The organism is Actinomadura decatromicini (assembly GCF_008121305.1).
GTDB lineage: Bacteria > Actinomycetota > Actinomycetes > Streptosporangiales > Streptosporangiaceae > Spirillospora > Spirillospora syzygii.
In genome coordinates, this window is record NZ_VSRQ01000002.1 from 168,142 (window position 1) to 193,929 (window position 25,788).

Sequence of the window (25,788 nt, forward strand, 5' to 3'; positions counted from 1 at the left end):
TCATCAGAGGCGTGCCCGAGGGGGAAGAACGGTGGCGAGGAACGAGCACGACGGGCGTTCCCTGGAGGAGCGGCTGGCCTCTCTCGACGCGATGAGCGACGACGGCGCCGGGCAGTCCGCACCCGAGGGCGAACGGCCGCCGGAGGCGCAGTCCCCGTCCCAGGGTCCCCCGCAGGGCCCTCCACAGGTCCCTCGGCAGGCGCCCGCCGAGCAGGAGAACGCGCCGCCGCCGCTGCCGCTGCCACCGCCGCCCGTGCCGGGTGAGAGCGGCCCGCCGTCCCCGCAGGGCGATCCGGGCGGCAACCCGTGGCTCTCCGCGCCGCCCGCGTTCCAGCAGGCCCCGGAGGGCTACCCGCCGGAGAGCTTCGGCCCGCCGCAGCCCCCGCCCTATGACGGCGGGCCCATGCCGCAGCCGTTCGACGGAGGGATGCTGCCCCCGCCGTACCCGGGTGCGGGCGGCTTCCAGGGGCACGACCCCGCGCAGGTCCCGCAGCCGCCGTATCCGCCGCAGCAGTCGCCGTACGACGCCAACGGCAACACCGCTCCCCCGCTCGACCAGCTCCCGCCCTACGCGGCCGACCCGTTCCCCTCGGGGGACGCGGAAGCAGCCGCCCCGCCATACCAGCAAGACCCGGAAGCCACCTCGTACCAGCAGTTCCCCCCCATCGACCCGAACGCCGGACCGCCGCAGTTCCCGCCAGGCGACCCGAACGCGGGCCAGCCGCCGTTCCAGCCAGGCGACCCCAACGCGGGGCAACCGCCGTTCCAGCCGGGCGATCCGAACGCGGGGCAGCCGCAGTTCCCGCTGATGGACCCGAACGCGGGCCAGCCTCCGCTCCAGCCAGGCGACCCGAACGCCGGTCAACCGCCGTTCTCGCCGGGTGACCCGAACGTCGCCGGGCAGCCGCCGTTCCAGGCCGGCGATCCGAATCCCGGGCAGCCGCCGTTCCCGCAGGGCGACCCGAATGTCGCCGGGCCGGCGTATCAGCAGCAGGACCCGAACGCGGGCATGCAGCCGTATCCGTTCGGCGACCCCGACACCGGCCGGCCCTATCCGCCGGTCGACCCCAACACGGGTCAGCTCTACCAGCACCACCCGAACTCCACGGCGGCCCAGCAGCAGCAGTTCCCGCCGATGCTGGACCCGTCCGCGGTCCCGCCCTACCAGCAGGACCCCAACGCCGCCCCGCAACAGCAGTACGCCGCCCCGATCGACCCCAGCACGGGCCAGCCGTACCAGCAGGACCCCAACGCGGCCCCTCAGCAGCAGTACGGCCCCCCGGTCGACCCCAGCACGGGCCAGCCGTACCAGCCGCAGGTCGACCCCGGCACGGGCCAGCCGTACCAGCCCGTCGACCCGAGCACCGGGCAGCCCGCGCAGGGTTACGGGTATCCGCAGCAGCAGGGCTACCCCGGCCAGGCGCCGCAGCAGCCGCCGATGGACCCGCAGAACGCCGACAGCCTCAGTTCGGAGAACCTGCTCGGCGAGCGCCGCATCGCGCCGTCCTCGGGCTGGCGGCGGGCCGTCTACAAGGCGACGGCGGGCAACATCCACCCCGGCGAGTCGCAGGGCGACCTGCGCCGCAAGGACCTCATCGCCCGCGCCCGCACGGCCGTGGCGGGCGGCCACCACCGCGTCGCCGTCATGTCGCTGAAGGGCGGCGTCGGGAAGACGACCACGACGACCGGGCTCGGCTCGATGCTGGGCTCGCTGCGCGGCGACACCGTCATCGCCGTCGACGCGAACCCCGACCGCGGGACGCTCTCCGACAAGGTCAAGCTGGAGACCGCGGCGACCGTCCGCGACCTGCTGAACAACCGCGACCAGATCCACCGGTACGCCGACGTCCGGGCGTTCACGTCGCAGAACAACGCGCGGCTCGAAGTGCTCGCGTCCGACCGCGACCCGGCGGTCAGCGAGGCGTTCAGCGCGGACGACTACGCCGCCGTCGCCGTGGTCCTGGAGCAGTACTACTCGATCTGCATCACCGACTGCGGGACGGGCCTCCTGCACTCCGCGATGGCGGGTGTGCTGAGCCTCGCCGACCAGCTCGTCCTGGTCAGCTCCCCGTCCGTGGACGGCGCCCGCTCCGCGAGCGCCACGCTGGACTGGCTGGAGGCGCACGACCACGGGCACCTCGTCCGCAACGGCGTGGTGGTGCTGTCGATGGTCCGCAACCGCACCCGCAGCCAGGTCGACCTCGACAAGCTCCAGGCGCACTTCGAGAGCCGCTGCCGCGCCGTCGTCCGCATCCCCTACGACGACCACCTGGAAGAGGGCGCGGAGGTCGACCTTGAGCAGCTCGCCCCCGCGACCCGCGAGGCGTACCTGACCCTGGCCGCGGTGGTCGGTGACGGATTCGCGTACCAGCGTCCCGGGTCGTCCTGAGTTCCGGCGGCTGAGGGCGGCCCGAGCCTCGTTATGCGGTCGAACCCACCGCGTCGTGCCCGCTATCGTTGGCGATGGTCACCCTGGAGAGTTCGCATAGTGGACTAGTGCAGGCGCCTTGAAAGCGCCCAGGGCTGGGGACAGTCCTCGTGGGTTCGAATCCCACACTCTCCGCTCGAACGCGGTCGGCCGCCGCCGCTTGAACGCCGGGGGCGGTATGTCCACCCGGCAAACCGCCCGTCTCGGACGAATGCCATCCGTTACCCTCGTCCGCATGTCAGAGACGCCCCAAGATCCGGCCGGTACCACGCACCAGTTCCAGAACTTCGCCAACCAGGCCCAGCCGCAGAAGTCCGGGCCGAACGTCGCGGTCATCGTCGGCGTCGCCGCCGTGGTGGCCGTCGTCGTGATCCTCGTCGTCGCGGCGGTCGCCCTCTAGCGTCCGGTTCGTACGCGGCCGGCGTCCCGGGCCGTCCGCGTCACGGGCCCCGCGTCCCGGGCCCGGCTGCACGTCGGGCGTCAGCGGCCCGAGCTGGAGAAGTGCTGGTAGTCGCGGGCGCCGCTCCACACGCCGCCCCAGCCCCAGCCGATCGAGGCGAACGCCTTGACGACCTTGTCGCCGCGGTGGATGACGCCGGGATCCTCGTTGCTGCGATCCTTGTACTTGGCGCATTTCTTGTGGGCGACGTGTCCGTCCGCGTAGACGTACGGGTTCTGGCACGGGTTGATGTCGATGGCCAGGCCGTAGGCGTGCTGGGAGAACGAGCTCGACCCCGTCGCGGGACGGCAGTTGAACGCCGACGTGTTGTTGGCCTCGATCGAGTCGAAGTCGCTGCCCTTGTACTTGTCGACCGGCTCCATGCGCTCGATCGGGTAGCGCATCTTGTACAGCTTGCGGAACACGGAGACGAGGTCGTCCGCGGCCTTCGCGTTGACGACGAGTCGCCCGCCCGCGTGGGTCTTGTCGTCCATGCCCCAGTAGGTCATCTCGATCATCCGCAGCCCGGACGGCGAGACGGGGCAGCCGCGCCGCCACGAGTACTTCAGGTCGCCCGCCGTGACGCGCTTGACCGTCGCCTGGAACTCCTGCTTCGTCGGCGTCGCGGACGGGCCGGACGGCGACGCGGCCGTCCCGGGCGGCGTCGCGGGCGGCGACGACTCGCCGGACTCGCCCCCGCCGCCGCACCCGGCCGCCGCCCCCGCCACGGCGAGGGCGAGCGCGACCGGCAGCGCGCGCCGCGCGGGTCGGCGTTCAGGCGTTCTACCTGGCATGTTCCCCAGCATGGCATGGGATGCGCCGTGCGCGTGCGACCCTGGATTCGCTACCGTGCGTTTGACGGCGCGCCCGCCGGAAAGGGGCCGGGACGGACGGGCCGTGAACTCATCCGTCCGCCGGGCATGTCGCCCGCGGTGACCGGCCCCAGGGAGCCGGCATGGCGGAACGTCAGGAGCGGGACCTTCCGAGCCTCGAAGACGAGATCTTCGCCGTGGCGCACAACGTGGAGGTCGAGCAGGGGGCGGGCGCGCAGGCGCGTCCGGACTGGGCGCAGGTCGCCGCCGAGCGCGGGCGCGCGTTCCTCGGCCGCGACGTCGGGGCGCTGGTCGCGGGGTTCGGGATCTTCCTGCTGGTGGACGCCGTGATGATGTACGGGCCGCTGATGACGAGCAGCCGTCCGAGCCTGCTGCCGCAGTTCATCACGCTGATCATGCTGGCGTTCGGGCTCGGCGGACTGCTGGTCTGGAAGGTCGGCGGCCGCTGGCGGACGTTCGGCCACGGCATGATGCTGGCCTGGGTCTTCCTGACCCTGGTCTCGGTGGGCTTCCTGACGGGCGTGACCGTCCCGCTGTGAGGGGGCCGGCCGCGCCGCGGGCTCGGCTCGACGGGCTCGGCTCGACGGGCTCAGCTCGACGGGCCGAGCCGCTTGAGGACGAGGGTGAACGCCCGTCCGATGGCGGCGAGGTCGTCGGGGTCGATGACGTCGATGAAGAAGTTCCGGACGGTCTCGACGTGGTCGCGGGCGGCCCGGTCGAGCGCCGCGAAGCCCTCGTCGGTGAGGTGCGCGTAGACGCCGCGCTTGTCGTTGGGACAGCTGTCCCGTTTGACCAGGCCCTTGGACTCCAGGCGTGAGCAGGTGTGGGACAGCCTGCTGCGCGACTGGCTGGCGTTCTCGGCGAGCTCGGCCATGCGCAGCCGCCGCTCGGGCGCCTCGGAGAGCCGGACGAGGATCTCGTACTCCGAGACCGACAGGCCGTGCTTGGTCTTGAGGTCGCGGTCCATGATCTCGGTGAGCCGGACGCTGCCGTCGACGTATGCCCGCCAATCGCGCTGCTGGGTGGCATCGAGCCAGCGAGGTTCGCTCATTCTTACGAGTATAGAGTATGTTGAACATTCAACTAACTCTCGCTGTTTCCACGGTAGCAGGGGGTCGCGCGCTCTCGTCCGGGGAAATAGTTGAAGCATCAACTATGTTGTGGGGTGTGGCGCACCGCCCGACGCGCGGACGGGCGCCCGAGAGATGGAGGTCCCCATGCCCGCCGTGATGGCCGACCCGCTGACCCTTCCCCGCCTGCCCCTCCCGTCCGCCACGGACACCGACTGGCGCCGGGTGGCGAAGGTCGTGACCGCGAACCGCCAGCTTGAGGGCGAGGGCTTCGAGGTGAGGCGCCCCTTCCCCGGAATGGACCTGTCCCTGGCCGACCCGTTCCTGCTCCTCGACCACATGGGCGCCGTCGAGTACGCGCCGGGCGAGGCGCGCGGCACGCCCTGGCACCCGCACCGCGGGTTCGAGACCGTCACGTACATCATCGACGGCGCGTTCCAGCACCAGGACACCACGGGTGGCGGCGGGCTCATCTCCGACGGCGCCACCCAGTGGATGACGGCCGCGTCCGGTATCCAGCACATCGAGCAGCCGCCGCCGGAGCTCGTCGCCAAGGGCGGTCTGTTCCACGGCGTCCAGCTCTGGGTGAACCTGCCGCGCTCCCAGAAATGGGTGCCGCCGCGTTACCAGGACATCAAGGCACAGGACGTCACGCTCCTGGCCTCCGACGACGGGTCGTCGCTGGTGCGCGTCATCGCCGGGTCGGTGGCCGGGTACGACGGGCCAGGCGTCACCTACACGCCGATCAACTATCTGCACGCGACGGTCGCGCCGGGCGCGCGGCTCGCGCTGCCGTGGCCGCGCGACTTCAACGCGCTGGTGTACGTCCTGTCCGGGCGCGGGACGGCGGGCGTCGAGCAGGCCGGGCTGGACGAGGGGCAGCTCGCCGTCTTCGCCGGTTCGCACCACGGGGGCGAGACGGACGGGCTGGTCGTCCAGGCCGCCGAGCGCCAGCCGGTCGCGAGCGCGAACGGGTGGGAGATCCTCATCCTCGGCGGGCTGCCGATCCGGGAGCCGATCGCGCGGTACGGGCCGTTCGTGATGAACACCCGGGACGAGATCGTCCAGGCGTTCGAGGACTTCCAGGCCGGACGCATGGGGACCGTCCCGGCGGAGCAGGTCCCGCACCGCTCGGCCGCCGACGAGAGCCTCTGACCAATGCTCTGACCTGCGCGGACAGCCGCGCTCCCGGTCGGCTGCCGGGAGCGCGGCCCGCGCCGCCGCGGGTTGGTCGCGGGTTCGTCGCGGGTTCGTCGCGCGAAGTTGCGGGGTTCGGATGACGGGCGCAGAGCCATGCGCTAGTGTGTTCGAATAGTCGAACAGAAGTTCGACCGTTCGCTCGAACACGCGCTCGCCCGGGGAGGCGACATGGTCGCGACGATGGCCACGAGGGGGGTGGAGAGCCCCGCGCACCGCGTCCGGCTGCACGAGCCGCACGCGACACGCCGCAGCGGTTTCTACGCAAATCTACGGCCCCAGCTATATCGCCTCATAGAGTCCGACAGCGTGGACCCCGTGCGCAATCCCTACGCCCCTGGCGCCGGGCAGCGTCCCCCGGAGCTGGCCGGCCGCGACCGTGAGCTGAGGCAGTTCGAGGTCGTGCTCGAACGGGTGGCCCGCGGCCGTCCCGAGCGCAGCATGATCGTCACCGGGCTGCGCGGGGTGGGCAAGACCGTGCTGCTCAACGCGTTCCGGTCGATGGCGATCCAGCGCCTGTGGGGCACGGGCAAGATCGAGGCCCGGCCCGACCAGTCGATCCGGCGTCCGGTCGCGTCGGCGCTGCACCGTGCCGTCCGGGAGCTCGCGCCCCGGCACCGCGCGCCCGACCGCATCGAAGAGTTCCTCGGCGTGCTCAAGGCGTTCGCGCAGTCCGAGCCCGAGCCGCCGTCCGGTAAGGCGAAGGCGCGGGCGCACCGCTGGCAGCCCGGCATCGACGTGCCCGCGTCGCGGGGCCGCGCCGACTCCGGCGACCTGGAGATCGACCTCACCGAGCTGTTCGTCGACGCCGCGTCCGTCGCCACCGACGTGGGCGTCGGCATCGCCCTCTTCGTGGACGAGATGCAGGACGTCCCGGCCGACGACGTGTCCGCGCTGTGCGCCGCGTGCCACGAGCTGTCGCAGGTCGGCGGCCCGCTGATCGTGGTCGGCGCCGGGCTGCCGCATCTCCCGGCGGTCCTGTCGGCCAGCAAGTCCTACTCCGAGCGGCTGTTCCGCTACGCCCGCATCGACCGGCTCGACCGCGAGTCCGCCGACCACGCGCTGCTCGCCCCCGCCGAACGCGAAGAGGTCACCTTCACCGAGGAGGCCCTCGACGCGCTGTACGGCGCGGCCGACGGATACCCGTACTTCGTGCAGGCGTACGCCAAGGTCGTCTGGGACGTCGCGCCCGACACCCCGATCACCGCCGACGACATCAAGGTCGCCGCCCCCGAGGCGGAGAGCGAGCTCGCGGTCGGCTTCTTCGGCAGCCGCTACGAGCGCGCCACCCCCGCCGAACGCGACTACATGCGCGCCATGGCCGTGCTCGGCGACGACCCGGTGCCGACCGCCTCGGTCGCGGACGAACTGGGCCGCAAGCCGTCCAGCCTGTCACCCGCCCGCGACGGCCTCATCAAGAAGGGCCTCATCTACAGCGCCGAACGCGGCATGGTCGCCTTCACCGTCCCCCACTTCGGCAAGTTCCTCCGCTCCCAACCCGCCTGACCCGTCCCAGCCCACCCGACAATTCCCGGCCCGCCCACCTGCCCGCCGCCCACTCATCCGCCGCCCGGCTCGTCTGCCCGCCTACCTGCCTGTCGGCCGCCCACCTGACCGCTGCACGGCCGCCTAGGCGCTCGGCCGTCCGGCTGTCTGTTCGTCCGTTCGACGCGCGTTCGGCCAGCGCGTTCGCCGTCGTTCGCGTTGTGCTTCGACTTTCTGGGGCTGTCTAGCGTGATGGCTAGAGAGTCGTAGAGAAGTGCATGGGGACGTGATGTCCGCTGAGTATTTGGCTTTCTAGTGATGGCCCTAGAAAGCCATAGATTTCGCTTGCCTGCCTTCTGTCGCTTTCTATTTCTCTCTAGGATTTTCTGTAGAGAGTCGTAGAGACTTGAAGTCGGTGTCCTCGGGGCCATCTGGGTATGACCGGTCCGGCGCGTCCGCCTGGACGTGACTCCGACTCTGACTCCGACCTCGGAGGAGAGATGAGCGACGACGACCGCTTCCGTGGCCAGGACCTCTACAACGAGCATGGCGACGACGATGACGACGACCTGTCCGCGATGCAGCAGGACCAGGGCGGACGGGTGCCCGACCGCGAGTCCGGCCCCGACTACGCCTACACCCCCGGCTGGGAGGAGCACCCCTCCGACGTAGGCGGCGGCGCGCCACCCCCACGTCCCGAAGACCCCGAAGATCCCGACCTTGATGCCGAGGACGAACTCGCCATCTACGACGACCAGTTCCCAGAGGACGACGCCCCCGACTCCGACTGGTGACCCGCCCCACCACAACGAGGTCGAAGAATGCTCCGCCCCTCCGGCGCGGCTGGCCGAGCGACCGGTCTCGGCCCCGACACCCCGACTGATGACCCACCGCGCCACTACGAGGCCGAGGAGAGAGCCCGCCTCCACAGCGAGCACGCCCGAGCGACCGGTCTGGCCCCCGACCCCCGACTGATGAACGGCCCACCTCTACAGGGTGTGGAGCAAAGGGCCGCCTCCGCAGCCAGTACGGCCAAGCGGACGGCCCTGGCCCTCGGCTACCACTGGTGGCCCACCGCGCCACTACGCGGCCGAGGAGAAGGCCGCCTCCGCAGCGAGCACGCCCGAGCGACCGGTCTTGGCCTCGGCTCTGACTGGTGAAGCGACCCGCCACTACGAGGTCGAGGAGAGGGCCGCCTCTGTGGCGAGCACGCCCGAGCGGACGGTCCTGGCCCGCGACGCCGACTGGCGAACCGGCCCCTCCGCGAGGTGGTGGAAAGCGGCGTCTCCGCGGCGAGGACGGCCAGCGACGGCCCCGGACCCCGACTCCGACTGGTCGAGCGGCCCGGCTCTACTAGGCCGAAGAGAGGGGCATCTCTGGGTGAGGACGGTCGAGTGGGCGGTCTTGGGCTCCGGCTCTGGAGTGGCTTGGCTCTATGAGGTTGAGGAGAGGGCTGTTTCTGGGGCGAGGACGGAGGAGCGGACGGTTTTGTCGCGTTCGGCGGTGGAGACGGCGAACACGATCTCTACGGGGCGTTCGTCCAGGCGGGCCGGGAAGACCACGAAGCGCCAGCAGCCCTCGCGCCACACGTCCAACGGCACGGCGCTCGCTATGAGGTTCTCGTGCTCGGTCCACGCCTGGCTGTCGTAGAGCGTCGCGTAGGTCTCCTCGATGGGGCTGCGCCGCCGTTCGCACGGTGTCGCCGGGCGTCCCGGCCCGTGGGGCAGGCCGCCCCCGCCGAGCAGTCCGCACCGCCGCACCAGCGCCGACAGCTCCGGGGACAGCGCCGCGAACAGGCCGAGCTCCACCACGAGGACGAGCCCCACCTGCGCCTGGACGTCCAGCAGCACGTCGAACCCGGCGAGCGGCGCGCCGAGCGACGCGATGGCGGCGGCGGTGAACAGCAGGGCGCGGAGCACGCTGCGCCGCCCGACCTTCTTGCCGCTCAGCCCGCCGAAACAGCCGCATCCGGCGTCCGGGCGGCGCACCCGCAGCTCGCTGACCACCCACGTCGCCGCGGCGAACACGACCGTCGTCGCCAGCCGCACCGACAGGTGCGAGGTCAGCAGCAGCGCGAGGCCGAGCATGCCCTCGCCGAGGCCGACGCCGACCGTCAGCCGGCGGCCGCCGTGCGCCGGCGCCAGCCGGGCCAGCCCGGCGGGCACCGGCACGCCGTGCACGTGGTCGGGCGCGCCCGACGCCTCCTCCCGGACGGTCAGCTTCGCGAGGCACGCGATGAGCAGCACGGCCGCGAGCAGCAGCACCTGCGTGTTCTGGAACACGGTCACCATGACACGGCCCTCCCAGCCGTCCCGACCGGCCGGACGGCGGCGTTGAAGCACCCGGACTCCAGGTCGCCGCCGAGCCCCGCGAACGCGGCGGGGGTCAGCTCGACGATCCGGCCGCGCGGCGTGGCGTCGCAGTCGGCGCACCGGTCGCAGAAGCGGGCCGCCGCGCAGCCGCACTCGACGACCGGCACCGCCGCGGCGCGCCCGCCGCACTCGTTGTGCACGACGATCTCGCTGCCGATGGACAGGTACGGGAACGCGACGCAGCCGGACGGGGCGTCCGCGCAGCCCCCGGCGTCCCCCTCCGGGTCGACCGCCGGGTAGGCCGCGCCGTCCGTCGGGTCCGGGGCGTCGGTTCCCCGCTCGTCCGCGCCGCCGAACCAGGTCGCCGTGCCGCGCAGCACCTCGGGCACGGGCGCGGTGACCTCCGGCGCGGCGAGGTCGTCGGCCCGGTAGCCGGGCTGGGACGTGCCGGGACGCACCGCCCGCGGCCCGTCCGGCGACCCGACGCAGATCACGTCGATCAGGTAGCCGGGTTCCAGCCGCGGATGCCGGACGAGGACACGCTCCAGGGCGTTCGGCGGAATCGCGACCCGGGTGCGGCCACGGTGCGGGCCCATGTCGACGTCGACGGCGTCCCGCCCACACGCCAGGATCGTCCCGGTCACGCGGCTGATGCCCACCCAGACCCGGTCGGCCCCGAACACGCTCCCGACCCGCCCGACACCCTCCGCGTCCCCGAGACCACCGGCGCCGCCAGCGCCCTCGGCGCCTCCTGCGCAGTTCGTGGGCTTCAGGCGGACGATCGCCGGGCGGCCCGGGCGGAGGACGGCGAGGCCCGCGCGGCCGCCGTGCCAGATCGCCGTCGACTCGCTCATCGCGACCCTCGTCTCACCGCCGCCGGGGGCGCCGAGCACCAGCAGATGCGGGCTCGCGTCGAGGACGATTCCTGTCACGACGCGCAGTGGACGTCCGGCGCCGTCGGGGATCCCGCCGCCCGCGGACGCGCCGAGCACGGCCGTCCGATATCTGCGGCGGTTCGCTCCACGGCGGTGGGGTGGCGGCATCGCGGGGCTCCGGGGATCGATCATCACTCAGGGCGACTGCTGTTAGGACAGTGAGTCAAGAGTCACGCGCGGTGACCAGAGCTGTCGACGGATTTGTCGCGATAAGTCAGCCGGTGGAGGAAGTTCGATGCACCTCGGTTGAGGATTATGAACTGGTTGACCCGGAAATATTCAATCTGTAGGACCGAAATTACGATCGGCATGCGATCGTCGAACGTATCGGAGTGCGCCCGGCTCGCCGGGCCGGAGCGGCTCCCAACCCCTGGTTGCGGTGGTGAGGTGAACGCGACACGGCAGGAGGAGTTCCACGCGTACGTCGCGGAACGCCGTCCCGTGCTGCTCCGCGCCGCGAAACGGCTGACCGGCGCCCGGGCCGAGGCGGAGGCCGAGGACCTCCTCCAGGCCGCGCTGGCCAAGACCTACCTCGCCTGGGACCGCATCGAGGACCGCGCGGCCGTCGACGGCTACGTCCGCCGCGCCATGGTCAACACGCAGATCTCCTGGTGGCGGCGGCAGAAGCTGGACGTCTACCCGACCGACCGGCTGCCCGACCGTCCCGCCGACGACGACCACGCCGGACGCAGCGAGACCCGCGACGTGCTCACCCGCGCGCTGCGCCGCCTCCCCGAGCGGCAGCGCCTCGCCGTCATGCTCCGCTACTACGAGGACATGTCCGAGCGCGAGATCGCCGAGACGCTCGGCGTCAGCGTCGGCACGGTCAAGTCCACCGTCTCCAGGGCGATGGCGAAACTTCGGGAGTTCCTCGCCATCACCCCCTGACACCCGCATCCCCCTCCAATTCGGGCGTTCAAGTGGTGCGGACGGGGTCCGGGGGTGTATGCAAGGTGGGCTGAATGTCCGGACGATCCCATGGTGGCGGACGCCCCATGCCGGTGCCGGGAGCGTGGATGCCAAGGTTGTCGCCCTCCGCACACGTGGCCGACCGAAAGCTGGTCAAAGGGCTGAACGAGGGGGACGAGGCGGCGCTCGCCGCGCTCTATGACGAGTACGGTGAGCGCATCCATGACTACGTTCTGTCAATGTCCGGCGATGAGAAGATCGCCGCGGACATCGTGCACGACACGTTCATCGACGCCGCCCGCCGCGCCCCCCGGATGCGCGACCACCTGCAGCTCGGCTCGTGGCTGTACGGGGCGGCGCGGCGGCGCTGCGTCCGGCGCGGCCGGGTCAAGATCCTCTTCTGGGACCGGAGCGCCGAGTTCTCCGACGTCCCGTTCCTGAGCCGGGGAGAGCCGGAGGGGCCCGTCCCGGACTGGCCGCCGTCCGACGAGCTGCACGGCCTGCTTCGCGCGAGTCTGGCCCGGTTGGAGCCGGTCGACCAGGAGGTGTCGCTGCTGGCGTTCCGGCACGGGCTGCGCCCGTCCCGGCTCGGCGCGGCGCTCGGGCTGTCCCCGCGGCGGGCCGCGCTGCGGATCCGGCGGGCCCGGACGGAGTTGGAGGCCGCGCTCCAGAAGGAGGTCGACCGCGCGAACCGGGCGTGCGCGGTGTCGGGCGCGTCCGACGCCTCGGGGGCGACCGCTTCGTCGGGCGAGCGGGAGGACGCGCGGTCCACGGCCGTCGCCGTCCTCGCGGCCCGCCCGCCGACGCGCGGCGACCAGGAGGAGCCGCTCGACCCGCCCCCGCCGGACCGGCCGCTCCGGCGCTTCCCGCGCCGTCGCGCGGAGGCCGCGCCGGCCGACCCGGCGACGGAGCGGCACGCGGCGGGCTGCCCGGCCTGCGTCCGGCGCGGCCGGGTGACGGCCGCCGCGCTGCTCGGCCGCGCGCCCGCCCCGATGCTGCCCGCCGCGCTGCGGCACCGCGTCATGCACACCGCGACGGACCCGGAGCTCGCCGGCTACCGCGCCGACATCGCCGCGCGCGGCGGCGCGCTCACCCCGGCCGGGCTGCCGAGCCAGCCGGACGTGCCGTCCGCGTTCACCCGCCGCTGGCTGGTCACCGGCGCCGTGATGGCGGCCGCGCTGGCCGCCGCGATCGTCGCCGTCCTGATGATGAGCCCCGGCATCGGCGCCTGGCCGCCGTTCCGCCCCGCGCCGCAGCCCGACGTCACGCACGAGCGGCCGCCGGACGCCCAGGGACGCGGCGGCGACCCGACCGGCGGGCCGGGTGGCGGCGGCGGAGGCACGCCGGGACATCCCGGCCAGCCGCCCGTCGTCCCGCAGACGGACGACCGCACGAAGAACCCGTCGCACTCGCCGCGACCGCCGTCGTCACAGGCCCCCGCCGGGCCGGGCACGCTCGTCGTGAACCCGGCGAAGGTCGAGATGTACGGGACGAAGACCGCCCAGGTCACCCTCGCCGCGAGGAGCGGTCCGGTGACGTGGACGGCGGTGACCTCGACGAACCAGCTCGCCCTGTCCGAGACCCGGGGCGACATGAGCGCGGACGGCACGGCCACGCTGACCCTCACGCTCCGCACCGCGATCATCGGCCTGCCCGGCAAGGGCAGCCTCACGTTCACCGACTCCGAGGGCGCCCGGCACACGGTGAACGTCGTCTGGGGCACGACGATCCTCTGACCGCCCGCCCTCTGACCGGCCGCCCTCTGACCGGCCGGGCCCCAGCCACTCGCCTCTCCAACCAGTCGGCCTCTGGCCACTCGCCCCTCTGGCCGGTTGTGCCCCCTGGCCGGTCGGTCCTTTGGCCGGTTGTGCCCTTGGACGCGGCGCGCGGTGGGCCTGATCGTTTCGTGACCCGGCCCGGCGCTGCCTGGACAGGTGCCGCTCTGGCGCTTGGACAAGGCGCTCACCTGCGGATATACGCTGGTTGTGCAATGCAAAATCATGTGTTGCAAAACTGGCGCCGGTCTTGGGAGTCCGCATAACCTCCACGGCAACCGGCATGGATGTCCGGTTACCTGCTCTGTGGGGTTAATGAGGTCCAATGTACGATCTGCTGGTTCGCGGGGGGACGGTGCTGGACGGCGCCGGCGGTCCCGCGCGCCGTGCGGACGTCGCGGTCTCCGGGTCCCGGATCGCCGCGGTCGACGTCCTGCCGGACGCGGCGGCGGCCACGGTGATCGACGCGACCGGCCGGTACGTCATGCCGGGCTTCATCGACACCCACGTGCACGGCGACGCCGCCGTCCTGGACGCCGACGTGCAGCTCGCGGCCCTGCGGCAGGGCGTCACGACGTTCGTCCTGGGCCAGGACGGCGTCTCCTACGCACCCGCGAGCCCCGCGACCCTCCGGTACGTCAGCCGGTACTTCGCGCCCGTCAACGGCACCCACCCGGGGCTGGACGGCGGGCCGGTGTCGGTCGCCGACCTGCTCGGCACCTACGACCGCGAAACCGCGCTGAACACCGTCTACCTGCTCCCCCACGGGACGATCCGGCACGGCGTCATGAGCACCGACCGCCGCGCGCCCGAGCGGGACGAGCTCGACGCGATGCGCGCCCTGGTCGAGCGGGGCCTGGCCGAGGGCGCGGCCGGGCTGTCGACCGGCCTGGAGTACGTGCCCGGCGCCTACGCCAAGGCCGACGAGGTCGCGGCGCTCTGCGCGCCGGTCGGCGCGGCCGGGCTGCCGTACGTCACGCACATGCGCGGCTACGAGTCGCTGGCCGCGACCGCGATGGCCGAGGTGCTGCAGATCGCCCGCGCGGCGGGCGTCGCCCCGCACGTCTCGCACTACCACGGCCCCGGCGACGAACTGGTCGCGCTCGTCGACGGAGCCCGCGCCGAGGGCATCGACCTGACCTTCGACAGCTACCCCTACCTGCGCGGATCGAGCACGCTGACGCTGGTCACGCTGCCGTCCTGGCTGCCGATCGCCGACCTCGACGCGACCCTGGACGCGCTCGCCGACCCGGGCATCCGGGGACGGCTGGAGCGCGAGTGGGACGAGGCGCCGATCTGGCACCGGATCACGTTGTCGCACGTCCCGGCCGACGAGTACCGCTGGACGGAGGGCCTGACGCTCCCCGCCGCGGCGGAGCGGGCCGGGCAGCATCCCGCCGAGTTCTGCTGCGACCTCCTCGTCGCCACCCGACTTGAGGCCGGGTGCGTGTTCGCGCAGCCGCCGACCAACAGCGAGGAGTCGGTCCGGGCGCTGCTCAGGCACCCCGCGCAGACGACCGGCTCCGACGCCATCTACCAGGGCGGACACCCCCACCCGCGCGGCTGGGGCGCGTTCGCCAGGATGCTCGGCCGGCACGTCCGCGACCTCGGGGACTGGACGTGGGAGCAGGCCGCCGTCCACCTCTCCGGGCGCGCCGCCGACCGGTTCCGGCTGCGCGACCGCGGCCGGGTCGAGCCGGGACGCGCCGCCGACCTGGTCGTCCTCGATCCCGACGCGGTCACTGACCGGGCCACCTACGAAAGGCCGCGGACGCCCGCGGACGGCGTCGAGCACGTCGTCGTCAACGGCGTGCCCGTGCTCAGCGGCGGCGACCTCACCGAGGACGCCACGCACCATCCTCCGGGCCGGGCGCTCAAACCCGCCTGACCCCGGAGGACACAGAACTCCCCCCGCCCATCTCGCCGGAGCCCGCCCCGGGTTCCGGACAGTCACAAGGAGAACCCCCATGAACGGTAGGTTCACGCGCGCCGTCGTGGCCATCACGGCGGTGGGCGCGCTGGCCGCGACCGCCGCGTGCGGCGTCGACTCCGGCGACGGCAAGTCCGACGACAAGTCGGGCGGCAAGGCCAAGGCGCTCAAGGTCGGCTGGTCCACGATCTACCTGACCCCGTCCTGGATGCAGCAGACCGACAAGATGATCAAGGATGACGTCCAGAAGCTCAAGGGCGAGGGCAAGGTCGCCGACTACCAGGTGTTCAACGCCAACGGCGACACGTCCCAGCAGATCGCCCAGATCAGGGCCATGATCCAGCAGAAGTACGACGTGATCCTGGTGGACGCGGGCTCCTCCACGGCGCTGAACCCGGCGCTGGAGCAGGCCGTCAACGCGGGCATCACCGTCGCCAACTTCGACAGCCTCGTCACCTCCGAAAAGGTCGTGCGCGTCGGCACCGACCAGAAGGAGTGGGGCCGGATGATGGGCGAGTGGCTCGGCGAGAAGCTGGGCGGCAAGGGCAAGATCATCGCTTTCAACGGCCCGGCGGGCGTCGCGGTCAGCGAGGAGCGCTGGCAGGGCGCCCAGGAGGGACTGAAGAAGTACCCGGGCATCAAGGTCGCCGCGAACGTGCACAGCGAGTACAACCTCGCCCCGGCCGCGCAGGCGTTCGCCTCGGCGTACTCGGCGAACCCCGACATCGACGGCGTGTTCTCGCAGGGCGGCGCCCTCTCGGCCGCCGCTCTCCAGACGCTGATCAAGCAGAAGAAGAAGCTCGTCCCGATCACCGGCGAGAACTACAACGGGTTCCTGAAGCTGTGGAAGGACAACAAGGCGAACGGGTTCTCGTCGCTGTCCACCGCGCAGCCGAACTACCTCGGCGTGATCGCGCTGCGCGCGGCCGTCGCCAAGGCCGGCGGCGACACGGTGCCGAACCAGATCACGGTCCCGCTGCCCAAGATCACGGACGACACCCTGGACCAGTACGTCAAGCCGGACCAGCCGGACGACTCCTACCCGATCCAGGATCTGCCGCAGTCCGAGATCGACAAGCTGATCGGCAAGTAGCGATGACGCTCCTGGCCGTCGAGCGGGTCTCGAAGTCCTTCGCGGGCAACCGGGTCCTCAACGAGGTGAGCTTCGACGTCCGCGCGGGCGAGGTGCTCGCCCTCGTCGGGGAGAACGGCGCGGGCAAGAGCACGGTGCTCGGGCTGATCACCGGATTGCTGGCGCCTGATTCCGGACGTGTCGTGTACGACGGAGAGCCCGTCACGTCCTGGTCGCCGCACCGGGCCCGCGCGGTCGGGATCGGCTCGGTGCACCAGGAGCTCAGCCTCAACCCGCACCAGACCGTCGCCGAGAACGTGTTCCTCGGCCAGTGGCCGTCGCGGCGCGGGTTCGTCCTGCGCCGCGACCTCGCCCGCCGGGCGCGGCCGCTGCTGGAGCGCGTCGGGCTGGACGTCGACCCGATGACCCGGGCCGGACGCCTCCCGCTCGGCCGCCAGCAGCTCGTCGAGCTGGCCAAGGCGCTGGCCTCGAAACCGCGCCTGCTGATCCTGGACGAGGCCACGTCCGCGCTGGACGACGACCAGGTCAAGGGCGTCTTCACGGTCGTGGACGAACTCCGCGCGGCCGGCTCGTCCGTGATCATCGTCAGCCACCGGATGGGCGAGCTGTTCGCCGTCGCCGACCGGCTGACCGTCCTCAAGGACGGTGAGGTCATGGCGACCCGCGAGCGCGCGGAGACCGACCACGACGACATCGTCCACCTGATGATCGGGCGCGAGCTGTCCGACCTGTTCCCGCCGAAGGCGGGCGAGGTCGCGGCGCCGGTGGAGGGCGACGACGCGCTCGCCATCCCGTCCGAGGAGGCCATCGCCTCCGACAAGGCCGCCGCCGAGGAGACCCCAGCGGCGCCGCCCGTTCCGGCGGGCAGGCCGGTGCTGAGCGCGCGGGGGCTGACCGTCCCCGGCGCCTGCGCCGACGTCGACCTGGACCTGGAGCCCGGCCGGATCATCGGCCTCGGCGGGCTCCAGGGGCAGGGCCAGCGGGCCGTGCTCCGCGCCCTGTTCGGCCTGGTCAAGCACACCGGGCGGATCGAGCTGGACGGACGTCCCGCGCGCCTCGCCTCCCCGCGCGAGGCGATCCGCTCCAAGATCGCCTACGTCCCGGAGGACCGGAAGGTCGAGGGGCTGCACGTGGCGCAGACCGTCCGGGCGAACCTGTCCCTCACCAACCTGGACGTCGTCACGCCCGCGAAGCGGCTGACCACCGTCGACCGCGGCGCGGAGGCGCGGCTCGTCGACGACCTCGTCGAGCGGATGCGGATCAAGGTGACCGGCCCGGACCAGGAGGCGCGCCGGCTGTCCGGCGGCAACCAGCAGAAGGTCGCGCTGGCCCGCTGGCTGCCGTCCAGACCGCGCGTGCTGCTGCTCGCCGAGCCGACCCGCGGCATCGACGTCGGCACCAAGCGGGAGATCTACCACCTGCTCCGCAGGCTCGCCGACAGCGGCGTCGCGGTGCTGGTCACGTCGGGAGACACCATGGAACTTGTCGGCCTCTGCGACGAGGTCGCCGTCATGTACGAGGGCGCCGTCGTCGACCGGCTGGCGGGCGCCGACCTCACCGAGGAGCGGCTCGTCCGCGCCTCCGTCACCGGCACGGAGGCGGGTCACAGTGGGGGGACGACCCCCCACACCCCCCGAAGGGGGTCGGGAGCCAATGTCTGAACGCTTGACCGGCGCTTTGCGCGGCAACCTGGACGTGGCGGGCCTCGGCGCGCTGCTGGTCGTCCTGCTCGCCGCGTACAGCCACTACGACTCGGAGCTGTTCACCCCGGCGTCGATCACGATCCTGTCGGCGCAGTTCCTGCCGCTGATCCTGGCCGCGATGGGGCAGAGCACCGTCATGCTGGCGGGCGGCATCGACCTGTCGCTCGGCTCGGTGCTGGCGCTCGCGATGGCGGTGTTCGCCGTCCGCGCGGAGGACGGCGTCGTCGTCGCCGGCGCGCTGGCGCTGGCCGCCGCCGCCTCGACGGGCGCCGCGAACGGCGTGCTCGTCGCCTACGCGGGGCTGCCGCCGATCATCGTGACGCTGGCGGCGTCGTTCCTGTGGGGCGGGGTCACGCTGGTGGTCCTGCCGCAGCCGGGCGGGCACGTCCCGTCCGGGCTGGTCGACGCCTACAACAACGGGTGGAACGGGCTCGCGCTGCCCGTCCTCGTGATCGTCGCCGTCCTGGTGCTGTGGAAGGCGGTCCGGACGACCCGGTTCGGCCTCTCGCTGTACGCGGTCGGCGGCAACGAGCACGGCGCGTACGCGAGCGGCATCGGCACCCGCAAGGTGAAGATCGCGGCCTACGCGCTGGCGGGCGTGTTCGTCGGCCTCGCCGGGATCGGCCTCGCGATCCAGACCGGGTCCGGGGACGCGACGATCGGCGCCCCGTACACGCTCAACTCGATCGCCGCGTCCGTGCTCGCCGGGGTCAGCTTCTTCGGCGGCGTCGGGCAGATGCGCGCGACCGTGCTGGCCGCGCTGCTGATCGGGCTGCTGACGAACCTGCTGCTGTTCACCGGCCTGTCGCCGTTCTACCAGCTCATCCTGCAAGGGGCGGTGCTGATCGTGGCGATCGCCGTCAAGACGTTCGCGACGCGGGAGAGGACGGACTGATGACCGCGATCACCCTGCCGCGGGGGCTCCGCGACAACCGGGCCGCCTGGGCGTTCGGCGTCCTGCTCGTGACGTGGATCGGCGCGATCCTGTTCGCGAAGGGCTTCGACAGCGTGTCGAGCGTCCGGTACCTGGTGCAGACGGCCGCGTTCCTCGGCATCGTCGGCGTCGGGCAGACGCTCGTCGTCATGATGAGCGGGATCGACCTGTCGGTGTCCGGCGTCGTCGCGCTGTCGGCGGTGGTGTGCGCGCAGGTCGCGTCCGGTTCCGGCGGGACGACCGGCGTCGTCGTCGCGCTCGTCGCGAGCGTCCTCGTCGGCGTCGCGAACGCGGCCGGGGTGACCTGGCTGCGGGTGCCGCCGATGGTCATGACGCTCGCCACCGGGACGATCGTCGCGGGCGCCCTGCTCGTCTACACGAACGGGTCGCCGAAGTCGGCGAAGGTGCCGCTGCTGGCGTCGCTCGCCAACGACCGCGTGGTCGGGATCCCGCTCGCGTTCCTGCTCTGGCTGGGAATCACCGCGGTCGCCGTGTGGCTGCTGCACGCCTCCCGGATCGGACGGTACGTGTTCGCGCTCGGCAACGGGGAGCGCGCGTCGCGGGCGTCCGGGGTGCCGCTCGCGCGGACCGCGTTCGTCGCCTACGGGGCGTGCTCGCTGCTCGCCGGGGTGGCCGGGCTGGTGCTGCTCGGGTTCACGTCCACCAGCTCGCTCACGATGGGCAACCCGTACCAGTTGCTGTCGATCGCGTCGGTGGTGCTCGGCGGGACGTCCATCCTCGGCGGGCGCGGCCACGTGCTCGGCACGGTCGCGGGCGCGCTGATGCTGACGCTGCTCACGGCGCTGCTGGCGTCGTGGAACATGTCCGAGGGGGCGCGGCAGATCGTGCTGGGCCTGCTGATCATCGGGCTGCTGCTCGCCTACGCGCGGGAACGGCGGTCCTGATGCCGGACTCGGGGGAGCTTCTACGGGACATGGTCGGCATTCCCAGCGTCAACCCACGGGGTGGGTCGGGTGCTGGGGAGGCGGCGGTCGCCGCTTATGTGCGCGACTGGTTCGTCGGGCGCGGTATCAAGGCCGAGGTTCGGGAGGTGTCGCCGGGGCGTCCCAACGTCGTCGCTACCGTGCCGGGGCGCGACCCGCGCTTCGTGCTGCTGGAGTCGCATCTCGACACCGTCGAGACCGACGGCATGACCGTCGACCCGTTCGCCGGGACGGTCCGCGACGGCCGCCTGTACGGGCGCGGCGCGTGCGACGCGAAGGGGCCGCTGGCGGCGTTCATGCTGGCGGCGGCCGAGCTGGCGGCCGGTCCGCCGCCGCCGTTCGGGGTCGTCGTCGCCGGGGTCATGGACGAGGAGCACGCCTACCAGGGCGTCCTCGGCCTGATCTCCGACCTGGCGGACACCGAGGTCGTGGGCGCGATCGTCGGGGAGCCGACCGGGCTCGTCCCGGCGACGGCGCACAAGGGATGCGTGCGGTACACCGTCCGGACCCTGGGGAGGGCCGGGCACAGCTCGCGTCCGGACGAGGCAGTCAACGCGGTCACCCTCATGTCCCGCGTGATCGACCACATCGCCGGGACGCCGCCGGACGCCGCGCCGCATCCGCTGCTCGGCCCGGCGACCCGCTGCGTCACCCGGATCAGGGGCGGGGACGGCCCGAACACCGTCCCCGGCCGCTGCGAGATCGACGTCGACCGCCGCACCCTGCCCGGGGAGGACCCCCTCGACGTGTGGCGGCGCGACCGCGCCGAGCTGACCGCCGTCCTGCCGGGCCAGGTCGAGGTGGACGACCCGTTCACCGTCGACTACGCCCTCGACACCCCGGCGACGAGCCCGGTGCCCGCCGCGCTCAGCGCCGCGCTGGAGGAGGCGGGGCTGCCCGCGTCCGTCCAGGGGATGCCGTTCGGGACGGACGCGAGCAAGCTCGCCCGCGCGGGCATCCCGTCGGTCGTGTTCGGGCCCGGCTCGATCGCCGACGCGCACTCGGCGGCCGAGTCAGTGGCGCTCGCTGACGTCGACGCCGCCGCCCGGCTCGTCGCCGACACCATCCGCTCCCTCGGCGGGGGGACGGCATGAGGCTGACGCAACACGTGGAACTCGTCGGCAGCGGAGCGGCCGGGTTCGACCTCACCGACCCGCTGGACTGCCACGTCTACCTGGTGCGCGGGTCGCGGGGCGCGGCGCTGGTCGACGCGGGCGCCGGGACGTCCGCCGGGCTGCTGGCGCGGCGGCTGCGCACCGCCGCCGGACCGGCGGGGGAGCGGCACCTGCTGCTCACCCACGGGCACGCCGACCACGCGGGCGGCGCCGCCGCCCTCGCGCGGGACGTGGAGGGGATCGCCGTTCGCGCGGGGGCACCGGCGAGCGACTGGATCGCGTCCGGCGCGGAGGACAAGCTCAGCGTCGACCGCGGCAAGGCGGCCGGGGTGTACCCGCCGGAGTACGCCTTCCCGGCGTGCCCGGCGGTGCGCCCCATCGCGGACGGAGAGAAGATCGACCTCGGCGGCGGGGTCGCCCTCACCGCGATCGCGACACCGGGGCACGCCGACGGGCACACCTGCTACCTGCTCGACGCGCCCGAGGGGCGCGCCCTGTTCTCCGGCGACTGCGTGTTCACCGGCGGGCGGATCTCGCTGCAGAACCTGCACGACGCGCGCGTCCCCGAATACGCCGCCAGCCTGGCGCGCCTCGCCGCGCTGGAGATCGACATACTGCTGCCGGGCCACCACGAGATCTCGCTCGCCCGCGCCGGGCGGCACCTCGCGGCGGCCCGCGACGTTATCACCCGTGGACTGCTTCCGGGGAGCACGACATGAGCATCGACGAGACCGCGGAACCCGCGGCCAAGACGCCGGCCCAGGCGACGGCCAAGGCGGGGGCGAAGCCCGCGCGGAACCAGTCGTCGTCGCTGCGCCGGGCGCTCGCGGTGCTCGACCACGTCCGCGACCACGCCGACGCGCGCGGCGTGTCCCTCACCCAGATCGCCGACGACCTCGGGCTGAGCAAGAGCACCGTGCTCCGGCTCGCCGCCCCGCTGATCGACGGCGACCTGCTCACCCGCGACCGCGAGACGGGCTGGTTCCGGCTCGGGCACGGCGCGCTGCGGCTCGGGCAGGCGTACCTGTCGTCGCTGGACATGCGGTCCGTCGCCGCCGACCCGCTGCGCCGCCTCCAGCACGTCGTGGGGGAGACGTGCCACCTCGTCGTCTACGACGCGCCCGAGGTCGTCTACATCGACAAGGTGGAGAACGAGCACAACGTCCGGATGGCGTCCCGCGTCGGGATGCGGATGCCCGCCTACCGGACGGCCGTCGGCAAGGCCATCCTCGCCTGGCTCGGCGACGACGACTTCCAGCTCGTGGTCGCCGCCGGGCTCACCCCGCGCACCGAGCGGACGATCACCGACCCGGCCCGGCTCGCGACCGAGCTGGAGCGCGTCCGCCTCTCCGGGTACGCCGTGGACGACCGGGAGAACGAGCCCGAGGTGCGCTGCGTCGCCGCGCCGATCTTCGACCACACCGACCGGGCCGTGGGCGCGCTGAGCGTGTCCGGGCTGACGTCCCGGATGACGCCGGCGCGGGTGCGGGAGGTCGGGCCGATGGTGGAGCGGACGGGCCTGGAGATCTCCCGCGTGCTGGGCTCGTCCCGGCAGCCGCGCCGCCGCCCCGACCGGCCGCCACTCGACCGGCCACTCGACCGGGCGCTCGACCGTCCCGCCGAGCGCAGCGGTACCGACCGCGATCCGCATGGAGGGAACCAGCCGTGAACCTCACGATTCCGGACGAGTACGTCGACTGGCGGACGAAGGGCTTCTGGCAGCCCGGCCCGGCCGTCCCGTTCGCGGAGTTCGCCGCCGCCCGGCACCCGCTGTTCGGCGGCCCGTTCACCTGGCCGCTGATGATCCTGCGCAGATCGGCGCTGGAGCACAACATCGCCGAGCTGGCCGCGTTCTGCGCCCGGCACGACCTGACCTTCGCGCCGCACGGCAAGACGACCATGGCGCCGTCGCTGTTCCAGGCCCAGCTCGACGCGGGCGCCTGGGGCATCACCGCCGCGACCGCGAACCAGGTGCTCGCCTACCGGACGTTCGGCGTCCCGCGGATCCTGCTGGCCAACGAGCTGCTCGACCCGACCGCGCTGCGCTGGCTCGGCGCCGAGGTCGACCGCGGCATGGAGTTCCTGCTGTACGCGGACTCGCTCGAAGGCGTCGCCGCGCTGTCCGCCGCCGCCGGGCCGCGCCCGTTCCGGGTGCTCGTCGAGTTCGGTCACCCGAACGGACGCACCGGCTGCCGCACCGTCGAGGAGCTGACCAGCGTCGCGCGCGCCGTCGCCGCCTCCCCCGGCACCGAGCTGGCGGGCGTCGCGGGCTACGAGGGCGGGCTGCCGGACGTCGCGTCCGCGGGCGCCTACCTCGGGACGCTCCGCGACGCGACCGCCGCCCTGTCCGAGGCCGGGCTGCTGCCCCGCGAGGTCGTCGTCACCGCGGGCGGCAGCGCCTACTTCGACCAGGTCGCGGAACGGCTGTCCGGGGACTGGCTGCCCGGACACGAGCTGACCGTGATCCTGCGCAGCGGCGCCTACGTGACGCACGACGACGGCATCTACACCGAGCGGACGCCGTTCACCCGCCTCCCCGGCTCGCTGGACGCCGCGCTGGAGATCTGGGCGCAGGTCACGTCCGTCCCCGAGGACGGGCTCGCGATCGTCGGGATGGGCAAGCGGGAGGCGCCCTACGACGCGGGGCTGCCCGTCCCCCTGCGCGTCCGGCGGCGGGACGGGACCGTCCTGCCCGCGGACGGCCTGCGCGTCACCGACACCAACGACCACCACGCCTACGTGGCGGTGGAGGGGCCGTCCCCGCGGCCGGGCGACCTGATCTGCTTCGGGATCTCCCACCCCTGCACGGCCTTCGACAAATGGCAGGTCATCCCGGTCGTCGACGACGACCACACGGTGACCGACCTGATCCGCACCTACTTCTGACGCTTCTGACCCGTTGAGCTTCTGACCCGTTGACACCCCCTTCGAGAGGACGACCATGACCCCCCGCTTGGCGCCGGGAGGCGCGCTGACGGCCACCGGCGTCGTCGCGGTCGTGCGCGGCACCGACCCCACCCGCGTGACCGGCGTCCTGGACACCCTGGTCGCCGCCGGCATCCGCTGCCTGGAGATCACCCTCAACACTCCGGGCGCGCTGGACGCGCTGCGCGCCGCCCGCGACCGGTACCCCGACGACGTCGAACTCGGCGCCGGGACGGTCCGCTCCGTCGACGACGCGTCCGCCGCCGTGGACGCGGGCGCGTCCTTCCTGGTGGCGCCCGACACTGACCCGGAGGTCGCCGAGAAGGCCCACGACCTGGGCGTCCCCTACTACCCCGGCGCGCTCACGCCGAGCGAGGTCGCGCGTGCGTGGGACCTCGGCGCGACCGCCGTCAAGGTCTTCCCCGCGCACCTGTTCGGGCCCACCTACCTGCGCGACCTCGCCGAGCCGTTCCGGGACGTCGCGCTCCTGCCGACCGGCGGCGTCCGTCCCGGCACCGCAGGCGACTACGTCCGCGCGGGCGCGATCGGCGTCGGTCTCGGCGGCTCCCTGATCGGCGACGCCCTCGACGGCGGCTCGCTGACCGCCATGGCCGACCGCGCCTACCGCGCCCTGAACGGCGTCCGCACGGCCCGCCTCCAGGCCACCGCCCCGCCTCCCCCGGAAGCCCAGCCCCGATGACCGGAGCGGAGCGAGGATCATCGGGGCGGCCCTCGGGGGTCCGGGGGTCGTCCCCCGGAGAAAAGGGCCCGATGACCGCAGCGGAGCAAGAGTCACCGGGGCGGCCCGCGACGAGGGTCGATCTTGTGACGTTCGGGGAGACGATGGCGCGGCTGGAGAATCCGGTCGTGGGGCCGATGCGGCACGCCCGGTCGCTCGATCTCGGGATCGGCGGCGCCGAGTCGAACACGGCGATCGGGCTGCGCCGCCTCGGCGCGACCGCCGCCTGGTTCGGACGGGTCGGCGACGACGAGTTCGGCCGTCTCATCACGACGGCGCTCGCGGGCGAGGGCGTCCGCATCGACCACGCCGTCGTCGACGCGTCGGCCCCGACCGCGCTGCTGTTCAAGGAGCGCCGGTCGGGGACGCTCACCCGCGTCCAGTACTACCGGACGGGCAGCGCGGGCTCCCGGCTCGACCCGGCGGACGTCCCGCACGCGCTGATCAGGTCGGCGCGCGTCCTGCACGTCACGGGGATCACGGCGGCGATCAGCCCGACCGCCCGCGCGGCACTGGACGACGCCGTCGAGACGGCCCGGGACGCGGGCGTCCCGGTGTCGCTCGACCTGAACTACCGCAGCGCCCTGTGGTCCCCGGACGAGGCCGGCGAAGCCCTGCGCGACCTGGTGAAACGCGCCGACCTCGTGTTCGCGACCGAGGCCGAGGCGCGGCTCGTCGTGGCCGCCGACGACCCGGCCGGGCTCGCCACCGGGCTCGCCGCGCTCGGCCCGCGCGACGTGCTGGTCAAGCGGGGCGCGGCCGGGGTGGTCGCGTCCTGCGCGGGAACGTTGCATGTCCAGCCCGCGCACCGGGTCCCGGTGATCGACCCGGTCGGGGCGGGGGACGCGTTCGCCGCCGGATACCTCGCGGAGTTCGTGCGGGGCCGTCCGGTCGCCGAACGGCTCGCCACCGCGACGGCCGCGGGCGCGTACGCGGTCACCGTCCGCGGCGACTGGGAGGGTCTCCCGAGCCGCCGCGATCTCGAACTGCTGAAATCTACTGAAGACACCGTCACCCGATGA

General features: G+C 73.0%; 23 protein-coding genes and 1 tRNA gene. 20 read left to right on the forward strand and 4 right to left on the reverse strand.

Features of this window, described 5'->3' with window-relative positions; genetic code table 11:
- Positions 1 to 31 precede the first annotated feature (31 nt).
- The 3 genes from FXF68_RS43710 to FXF68_RS42195 all read left to right on the forward strand — a co-directional run bounded on the left by FXF68_RS43710 (position 32) and on the right by FXF68_RS42195 (position 2,828).
- Positions 32 to 2,389, forward strand: coding sequence for a MinD/ParA family ATP-binding protein (locus tag FXF68_RS43710; RefSeq protein ID WP_246178507.1), 2,358 nt, complete (start codon positions 32 to 34; stop codon positions 2,387 to 2,389).
- Positions 2,390 to 2,474: 85 nt separating this feature from the next.
- A tRNA-Ser gene (locus FXF68_RS08355) sits at positions 2,475 to 2,563 on the forward strand.
- Positions 2,564 to 2,663: 100 nt separating this feature from the next.
- Entirely contained in the window at positions 2,664 to 2,828 is a 165-nt protein-coding gene (locus FXF68_RS42195; RefSeq protein WP_187437808.1) for a hypothetical protein, read from the forward strand.
- A gap of 80 nt (positions 2,829 to 2,908) precedes the next feature.
- Here FXF68_RS42195 and FXF68_RS08360 read toward each other — a convergent pair whose 3' ends face one another.
- A complete protein-coding gene (locus FXF68_RS08360; RefSeq protein WP_148758385.1) occupies positions 2,909 to 3,661 on the reverse strand; it encodes a M15 family metallopeptidase in 753 nt (250 codons plus the stop codon).
- A 161-nt stretch (positions 3,662 to 3,822) separates the two neighbouring features.
- Between FXF68_RS08360 and FXF68_RS08365 the strand changes: the two genes are divergently transcribed.
- Entirely contained in the window at positions 3,823 to 4,239 is a 417-nt protein-coding gene (locus FXF68_RS08365; protein ID WP_148758386.1) for a hypothetical protein, read from the forward strand.
- 50 nt (positions 4,240 to 4,289) lie between these two features.
- Here the strand turns inward: FXF68_RS08365 and FXF68_RS08370 are convergent, their stop codons facing one another.
- Entirely contained in the window at positions 4,290 to 4,751 is a 462-nt protein-coding gene (locus FXF68_RS08370) for a MarR family winged helix-turn-helix transcriptional regulator (protein WP_148758387.1), read from the reverse strand.
- Between the two features lie 166 nt (positions 4,752 to 4,917).
- On the opposite strand from FXF68_RS08370, the gene FXF68_RS08375 reads away from it, so the two are divergent.
- The 3 genes from FXF68_RS08375 to FXF68_RS08385 all read left to right on the forward strand — a co-directional run bounded on the left by FXF68_RS08375 (position 4,918) and on the right by FXF68_RS08385 (position 8,246).
- Entirely contained in the window at positions 4,918 to 5,925 is a 1,008-nt protein-coding gene (locus tag FXF68_RS08375; RefSeq protein WP_148758388.1) for a pirin family protein, read from the forward strand.
- 360 nt (positions 5,926 to 6,285) lie between these two features.
- A complete protein-coding gene (locus FXF68_RS08380) occupies positions 6,286 to 7,473 on the forward strand; it encodes an ATP-binding protein (RefSeq protein ID WP_246178509.1) in 1,188 nt (395 codons plus the stop codon).
- A 479-nt stretch (positions 7,474 to 7,952) separates the two neighbouring features.
- Entirely contained in the window at positions 7,953 to 8,246 is a 294-nt protein-coding gene (locus tag FXF68_RS08385) for a hypothetical protein (protein ID WP_148758390.1), read from the forward strand.
- Positions 8,247 to 8,885: 639 nt separating this feature from the next.
- Here the strand turns inward: FXF68_RS08385 and FXF68_RS08390 are convergent.
- Together FXF68_RS08390 and FXF68_RS08395 are read right to left on the reverse strand one after the other, a co-directional pair.
- Positions 8,886 to 9,743, reverse strand: coding sequence for a MauE/DoxX family redox-associated membrane protein (locus tag FXF68_RS08390; protein WP_148758391.1), 858 nt, complete (start codon positions 9,741 to 9,743; stop codon positions 8,886 to 8,888).
- A complete protein-coding gene (locus FXF68_RS08395; protein WP_148758392.1) occupies positions 9,737 to 10,807 on the reverse strand; it encodes a hypothetical protein in 1,071 nt (356 codons plus the stop codon). The genes FXF68_RS08390 and FXF68_RS08395 overlap by 7 nt, the downstream gene beginning before the upstream one ends.
- Before the next feature lie 279 nt (positions 10,808 to 11,086).
- Here FXF68_RS08395 and FXF68_RS08400 point away from each other — a divergent pair, with 279 nt between their 5' ends.
- The 13 genes from FXF68_RS08400 (at position 11,087) to FXF68_RS08460 (ending at position 25,788) form a co-directional block, all read left to right on the forward strand.
- Positions 11,087 to 11,587, forward strand: coding sequence for a SigE family RNA polymerase sigma factor (locus FXF68_RS08400; protein ID WP_246178512.1), 501 nt, complete (start codon positions 11,087 to 11,089; stop codon positions 11,585 to 11,587).
- Positions 11,588 to 11,742: 155 nt separating this feature from the next.
- On the forward strand, positions 11,743 to 13,344 hold the full coding sequence (locus FXF68_RS08405) for an RNA polymerase sigma factor (protein ID WP_187437809.1): 1,602 nt from the start codon (positions 11,743 to 11,745) through the stop codon (positions 13,342 to 13,344).
- Between the two features lie 364 nt (positions 13,345 to 13,708).
- Complete coding sequence (locus FXF68_RS08410) at positions 13,709 to 15,271, forward strand: N-acyl-D-amino-acid deacylase family protein (RefSeq protein WP_187437810.1); 1,563 nt, start codon at positions 13,709 to 13,711, stop codon at positions 15,269 to 15,271.
- A 79-nt stretch (positions 15,272 to 15,350) separates the two neighbouring features.
- A complete protein-coding gene (locus FXF68_RS08415; RefSeq protein ID WP_148758395.1) occupies positions 15,351 to 16,406 on the forward strand; it encodes an ABC transporter substrate-binding protein in 1,056 nt (351 codons plus the stop codon).
- A 2-nt stretch (positions 16,407 to 16,408) separates the two neighbouring features.
- Positions 16,409 to 18,067 (forward strand): sugar ABC transporter ATP-binding protein, encoded by a 1,659-nt coding sequence (locus tag FXF68_RS08420; RefSeq protein ID WP_148758396.1) that lies wholly within the window; start codon positions 16,409 to 16,411, stop codon positions 18,065 to 18,067.
- Complete coding sequence (locus FXF68_RS08425) at positions 18,060 to 19,004, forward strand: ABC transporter permease (RefSeq protein WP_148350006.1); 945 nt, start codon at positions 18,060 to 18,062, stop codon at positions 19,002 to 19,004. The genes FXF68_RS08420 and FXF68_RS08425 overlap by 8 nt, the downstream gene beginning before the upstream one ends.
- Positions 19,004 to 19,948 (forward strand): ABC transporter permease, encoded by a 945-nt coding sequence (locus tag FXF68_RS08430; RefSeq protein WP_148758397.1) that lies wholly within the window; start codon positions 19,004 to 19,006, stop codon positions 19,946 to 19,948. The genes FXF68_RS08425 and FXF68_RS08430 overlap by 1 nt, the downstream gene beginning before the upstream one ends.
- A 29-nt stretch (positions 19,949 to 19,977) precedes the next feature.
- Positions 19,978 to 21,081 carry a M20/M25/M40 family metallo-hydrolase gene (locus FXF68_RS08435; protein WP_187437811.1) on the forward strand — a complete coding sequence of 368 codons (1,104 nt, stop codon included), beginning with the start codon at positions 19,978 to 19,980 and terminating at the stop codon, positions 21,079 to 21,081.
- Entirely contained in the window at positions 21,078 to 21,821 is a 744-nt protein-coding gene (locus FXF68_RS08440; protein WP_148758399.1) for an MBL fold metallo-hydrolase, read from the forward strand. Before FXF68_RS08435 ends, FXF68_RS08440 begins: the two co-directional genes overlap by 4 nt.
- On the forward strand, positions 21,818 to 22,771 hold the full coding sequence (locus tag FXF68_RS08445; RefSeq protein WP_148758400.1) for an IclR family transcriptional regulator: 954 nt from the start codon (positions 21,818 to 21,820) through the stop codon (positions 22,769 to 22,771). Before FXF68_RS08440 ends, FXF68_RS08445 begins: the two co-directional genes overlap by 4 nt.
- Positions 22,768 to 23,988 (forward strand): alanine racemase, encoded by a 1,221-nt coding sequence (locus tag FXF68_RS08450; protein WP_148758401.1) that lies wholly within the window; start codon positions 22,768 to 22,770, stop codon positions 23,986 to 23,988. The genes FXF68_RS08445 and FXF68_RS08450 overlap by 4 nt, the downstream gene beginning before the upstream one ends.
- Positions 23,989 to 24,043: 55 nt before the next feature.
- Positions 24,044 to 24,727 (forward strand): bifunctional 4-hydroxy-2-oxoglutarate aldolase/2-dehydro-3-deoxy-phosphogluconate aldolase, encoded by a 684-nt coding sequence (locus FXF68_RS08455; RefSeq protein ID WP_148758402.1) that lies wholly within the window; start codon positions 24,044 to 24,046, stop codon positions 24,725 to 24,727.
- Positions 24,728 to 24,852: 125 nt separating this feature from the next.
- Positions 24,853 to 25,788, forward strand: coding sequence for a sugar kinase (locus FXF68_RS08460; protein WP_246178513.1), 936 nt, complete (start codon positions 24,853 to 24,855; stop codon positions 25,786 to 25,788).